Raw genomic sequence first — 5,495 nt, 5'->3', positions numbered from 1 at the left:
CCGCCGGCGGCGGCAGGTCCGTCTGGGGCGGTTGACCCCCATCGAGTTCGAGACCATCATGACCACTCAGGTCGCACTCGCAGCCTGAGCCTGACTGTCACCTATCCGTGCAGCAGTCCCTCATTCGTCGACTCGGCATAGAGAACCGTGTCGGAGGACACTGCGTCCATCGTTGCGCGGACGGTGCGCTGCACGTCGCGGTTGAGGTCATCGGTGCCCAGCCGACCGGTCTGGTTGGCGACGTCGATGCGCCAGCCGTCGAGGTGGAACGGGGGCAGGAGCCAGCGGGCGACGACGCTCGTGGGTCCCTCGACGAAGCGGCGGCGGAGCTCGGCCGAGTTCCAGTTGAGCTTGGGCAGCGAGGGGACGTCCGCCCAGGCGACGTAGTCGTCGTTCGCGTCGTCGTTCCAGTAGTAGAACTCGCTCTCCGGGGTGCCCGGTGCGTGGTGTGCGGTCGTGAACCACTCGTGGGCGTCACCCGTGTGGTTCGTTGTGAGGTCGCCGATGACGCGGATGCCGCGCGTGTGCGCGGCCTCGACGAGGCGGATGAGCGCCTCGTCACCGCCGAGGAGTGGATCGACCTGGTCGAAGGTCGACGCGTCGTAGCGGTGGTTGGAGCGAGCCGGGAAGATCGGCGTGAGGTACAGCAGCGTGACACCGAGATCCGTGAGGTGGTCGAGACGTTCGGTGAGGCCGTCGAGGTCGCCGCCGAAAAACTGCCGGGGGGTGTCGGGCCCCGTATGCACGACAGTGTCGTCCCAGGCGGCGGGGAGTGCCCACGAGGGCGCTGGGCGCGTCTCAGCGGCAGTTGACTTGGCAAAGCGGTCGGGGAAGACCTGGTAGAGCACCTGCGACGTCGCCCACGCGGGTGGCCGGGGGAACGTCGTGACGCGGAAGTCCTGTGTGTCGACCGGCTCGATCGAGTCGACCCCTTCGGCGTTGAGCCAGAGGGCCGAGCCGTCGAGGAGGTTGAGCAGGAAGCGGTAGGTCGTCACGGGGTTGTCGACCGTGAGCTGGCCCGTCCACCAGGTGGCGTCGTCCCCGGTGAGTGCGGGGTTGGGCTGCGTGGTCATGGGGGTGAAGCGAGGCTCGCCGTCGATGAGCACGCGCAACGCGACGCTCGTGACGGGGCCGAAGGAGCGGGGCACGCGCACGCGCACCGTCCGGGCTGCTCCGAGCGTGGTGCCGTCGCCCGGGCTGTAGAGCGCGGAGCCGTCATGGTGGGGGAGGGAATGGAGTCGCTGCATTGCGGTGCCTTCACGTGCGGGGCGCGTAGCGCGGTCGTGGAGGCGGCCGGGCGGCCGCCGTGCCTGCTGGCCACACTAGCAAGGTCTTGCAGAATGTGAAATGTCTTGCAGGGATCGTGTGGGCGGAGGTCTGCAGCGAGAACGGGCGGCATGCCGCGCCAGCCGTCCGAGGCCCAACGCCCGACCCTGCCCGCGGCCGCACCCGCGGGCTGACGAAGAAGATCAAGGTGCGGATCTCGTCGAACAAGACCCGGACAGCCAAGTTCAGGGCGACGGCATCAGGAGGGCACTCAGACACTGCTCAGCAGGTGACTCTGCCGGTCAAGCGCACGACGAAGCCGAAGTCCCTCAGGGGGTGTCTCTGCTGGGGTGCCGACCCGAGCCTCGACCGGCATGGCAGAACCGCATGGCCTGGTTCGCCGTGCCGGTCTCCATCCTCCGGCAGGACGACGATCAAAACCTTCGGGATCCTCCAGGACATCCGCGAGAAGCCCGACGCCAAGCACGTCGGCGTCGTCGTCCGCGGAACCAAGTACTACCCGTGAGCGAACGGGCCGGGCGAAGGTCGCCCGGCCCGTTCGACCACGACTGACAACGTCACGCCCGCCGCGTCACAGACCGACGTGCACGACCCCGTCGCGCACCTCGACGGCAAACGTCGGCAGGTCGACCGGCTCGCCACCCACCGCATCGAGGCAGGCGCCCGTCGCCAGGTCCCACATCTGCTTGTGCATGGGGCTCGTCACGGTCGCGTCCTCGCCACGAGTTCCCACGATTCCGCGAGAGATGACGTTCGCCCCCGAGAACGGGTCGTGATTGCCGACGCCAAGCACACGGCCGTCGTCGAGCAGGAACAACGCGACCTGCTCGCCGTCGACGAGAGCCGCCACACCCCGTTCGGGGTCGAGCGCAGCAAGGTCGCAGACGGGGGTCCACGTGGTCATCGGGAAACCTCCACGTCGGAGTCGGACGGGCGGACCGCGATGGTCCGCGCGATGACGGGGTTAGGGTCGGAGACCTCACCCGCGAGAGCCGGGCGCACCTGCCCGCGCTCGGGCGTGTACGCGAGGTCCGGGTCGGGAGTGTCGGGCGCGTTGACGAACGACGCGAAGCGCGCCAGCCGCACCGGGTCGGCGAGCGTCGCCGCCCACTCGTCCTCGTACGCCTCGATGTGCTCGCCGATCGACGACTCGAGGTCGGCAGCGATACCGAGGGAGTCCTCGACGAGAACCTTGCGGAGCCCCGCGATCCCACCCGGGTAGTCCGCGACCCACGGCGCCGTGCGCTGCAGGCGGTCAGCCGAACGGATGTAGTAGGCGAGGAATCGGTCGATGACGCGGATGAGCATCTCGTCGTCGAGGTCCTCGGCGAGCAGCTCGGCGTGCCGCGGCGTGAACCCGCCGTTGCCGCCGACGTACACGTTCCATCCGCGTTCGGTCGCGATGACGCCGACGTCCTTGCCGCGAGCCTCAGCGCACTCGCGCGCGCAACCCGAGACGCCGACCTTGAACTTGTGCGGTGCGCGCAAGCCGCGGTAGCGCAGCTCGAGACGCACGCCCATGCCCACGGAGTCCTGGACGCCGAAGCGGCACCAGGACTGCCCGACGCACGACTTCACGGCGCGCAGCGACTTGCCGTACGCCTGGCCCGACTCCATACCAGCGTCAACGAGACGCTGCCAGATGTGCGGGAGCTGCTCGAGGCGCGCCCCGAACATGCCGATGCGCTGCGCGCCCGTGATCCGCGTGTAGAGGCCGTAGTCGCGGGCGACGTCGGCGATGACCGCGAGCTTCTCAGGAGTGATCTCGCCGCCTGGGATGCGGGGGATGACGGAGTACGTGCCGTCCTTCTGCATGTTGGCGAGCGCGTGGTCGTTCGTGTCCTGGAGCGGCGCGTTGGCGGGGTCGAGGACGTGTCCGACGCCGAGCGACGCGAGGATCGACGCGACGACCGGCTTGCAGACCGCGCAGCCGCGACCCTTGCCGTGCGCAGCGACGACCTCGGAGAACGTGCGCAGGCCCGCCGTGCGCACGAGTGCGTAGAGCTCGGCGCGTGACATCGCGAAGTGCTCGCACATGGCACGCGAGACCTCGATACCCGAGGCCTCGAGCTGAGTGTTGACGAGCTTGGTGACGAGCGGGATGCACGAGCCGCAGACCGTCCCGGCCTTCGTGCACTTCTTCACCTCGGCGACCGACGTGCAGCCGTGCTCGGTCACGGCGCTGCGCACGGTTCCAGCCGTGACGTTGGCGCACGAGCAGACGACGACGTCGTCGGGCAGGTCTGTGCTTGGAACCGACGCACCGCCCTCCGGGGCGAGGAATGCGCTCGGATCCGCGCCGAGGGCGCGGCCGAGCATCGGGCGCAGGCTCGCATAGAGCGCAGCGTCCCCGACGAACACGCCGCCGAGCAGCGTGCGTGCGTCGTCCGAGACGACGAGCTTCTTGTACGTCTTGGCAACCGGGTCGGCGAACGTCACCTCGAGCGCGCCGGGTGTGAGCGCGTTGACGTCACCGAACGACGCGGCCTCGACGGGCACGCCGTCGTGCAGGACGCCCTTGAGCTTCGTGCCCTCGGGTGCGGGAGAGAACTCCGAGGTCCCCCCGAGCAGCTGGTCGACGACGACGTCCGCCTGTGCGTTGCCGGGGGCGATGAGCCCCGCGCACACGCCCTCGAACGACGCGACCTCACCCGCGGCCCACACGTGCGGGTCCGACGTGCGGCAGGTGGGGCCGATGACGACGCCGCCGCGCTCGCCGAGCGCGAGACCGGACTCGCGGGCGAGGCGGTCGCGAGGGCGGATGCCGGTCGAGAAGACGACGACGTCGACGTCGAGCGTCGAACCGTCCGAGAGGACGAGCAGCCCGACGGCGCCGTCCGCGGCGGGGACGAGGCGCGTCGCACCGGTGCCGAGGCGGACGTCGACGCCCATGTCGGCGATGCGGACGCGCAGTGTCTCGCCGCCGCCCTCGTCGAGCTGGACGTTCATGAGGCGGTCGGCGAACTCGATGACCGTTGCGTGAGCGCCGAGGCGCTGCAGTGCGCTCGCGGCCTCGAGCCCGAGGACGCCGCCGCCGACGACGGCGCCGCGCAGCGGGCGGCCGAGGGCGTCTGCTCGTGACGCGATCCAGTCGCGGAGCGTCGTGACGTCGTCGAGCGTGCGGTAGGAGACGACGCCCGGCAGGTCGATGCCCGTCGTGCGTGGTGTCCACGCCCACGAGCCTGTCGCGAGCACGAGGTTGTCGTACGGGATGCGGACGCCCGAGCGGGTGAGGACTTCCTGGGCGTCGCGGTCGATGCTCGCGACGGGGTCGCCCGTGCGGAGCGTGACGCGTGGGTCGTCCCAGACGGACGGGCCCATGGCGAGGCCTTCGGCGTCGCGGCCATCGAAGAACTCGGACAGGTGGACGCGGTCGTAGGGCCGGTACGGCTCGTCGCCGAGGACGGTGACGTCCCAGGTTGCGGAGTCGCCGCGGGCGAGCAGCTGCTCGACGAGCCGGTGGGCAACCATGCCGGCGCCGGCGATGACGACGCGGCCCGGGTGGGTGGGGACGCCTGCGGGGCGGACGGGGGAGACGACGGTCATGGGTCCTCCTGGGTTCTCTGCCAAGAATTCAACAGGGCCATCCCGAAAGAATGGTGGGACCTTTGGGACGTGACCCACCCGTCCCGGCCCCGGGCCCGGCGGCCCAGGCTACCCGCCCCCGGCCGGCCCCGACCCAGCTGCCCGGCCCGACCCGGCCGCCGGCCATTTGGCCCGGCCTCTGGCCGCCCAGCCCGGCTACCCGCGGGTTTGTGCTCTTCCCGCGAGTCCAGACTTGCGGGTAACGCACAGAGTTGCGGGTAGCCCGACTGCCGACCCCGACTGCTGACCCCTGGCCCGGCCGCCCGGACCGACCCAGCTGCCCGGCCGCCGGCCATTTGGCCCGGCTCCCGGCCGCCGGCCCGGCCCCTGGCCCGGTCCCCGGCTGCCCAGCCCGGCTACCCGCGGTTTTGTGCTCTTCCCGCGAGTCCAGACCTGCGGGTAGCGCACAGAGTTGCGGGTAGCCCGACTGCCGACCCCGACTGCTGACCCCTGGCCCGGCCGCCGGCCCGGCCCCCGACCAGGCCCGGCTACCCGGCCGCCGGGGACTGCTGCACGGATAGGTGACAGTCAGGCTCAGGCTGCGAGTGCGACCTGAGTGGTCATGATGGTCTCGAACTCGATGGGGGTCAACCGCCCCAGACGGACCTGCCGCCGCCGGCGGT

General features: G+C 70.7%; 4 protein-coding genes. 1 reads left to right on the top strand and 3 read right to left on the bottom strand.

Translation table 11 applies throughout. The annotated features are described in order from the left end of the window. Positions 1 to 101 precede the first annotated feature (101 nt). Positions 102 to 1,247 (bottom strand): alpha-amylase family glycosyl hydrolase, encoded by a 1,146-nt coding sequence (locus ACTVCO_RS12175; protein ID WP_443728704.1) that lies wholly within the window; start codon positions 1,245 to 1,247, stop codon positions 102 to 104. A 227-nt stretch (positions 1,248 to 1,474) separates the two neighbouring features. Between ACTVCO_RS12175 and ACTVCO_RS12170 the strand changes: the two genes are divergently transcribed. Beyond that, on the top strand, positions 1,475 to 1,792 hold the full coding sequence (locus tag ACTVCO_RS12170) for a hypothetical protein (protein ID WP_443728703.1): 318 nt from the start codon (positions 1,475 to 1,477) through the stop codon (positions 1,790 to 1,792). Positions 1,793 to 1,858: 66 nt separating this feature from the next. On the opposite strand, the gene nirD is transcribed toward ACTVCO_RS12170, so the two are convergent. After that, the gene (gene nirD, locus ACTVCO_RS12165) at positions 1,859 to 2,191 is read right to left on the bottom strand and encodes a nitrite reductase small subunit NirD (protein ID WP_443728702.1); all 333 of its coding nucleotides are present in this window, start codon (positions 2,189 to 2,191) and stop codon (positions 1,859 to 1,861) included. Continuing rightward, the gene (gene nirB / locus ACTVCO_RS12160; protein WP_443728701.1) at positions 2,188 to 4,833 is read right to left on the bottom strand and encodes a nitrite reductase large subunit NirB; all 2,646 of its coding nucleotides are present in this window, start codon (positions 4,831 to 4,833) and stop codon (positions 2,188 to 2,190) included. The genes nirD and nirB overlap by 4 nt, the downstream gene beginning before the upstream one ends. Positions 4,834 to 5,495 lie beyond the last annotated feature (662 nt).

Origin of the sequence: Sanguibacter sp. A247, from assembly GCF_052324925.1 — a bacterium.
Taxonomy (GTDB): Bacteria; Actinomycetota; Actinomycetes; order Actinomycetales; family Cellulomonadaceae; genus Flavimobilis.
Note: the sequence above shows the minus strand (reverse complement) of the source record. Positions and strands in the feature narration are given on the sequence as shown.

Excerpts from the sequence above, each read along its gene's own strand:
- ACTVCO_RS12175 (WP_443728704.1), bottom strand. The coding sequence starts at position 1,247 with ATGCAGCGACTCCATTCCCTCCCCCACCATGACGGCTCCGCGCTCTAC.
- nirD (WP_443728702.1), bottom strand. The coding sequence starts at position 2,191 with ATGACCACGTGGACCCCCGTCTGCGACCTTGCTGCGCTCGACCCCGAA.
- nirB (WP_443728701.1), bottom strand. The coding sequence starts at position 4,833 with ATGACCGTCGTCTCCCCCGTCCGCCCCGCAGGCGTCCCCACCCACCCG.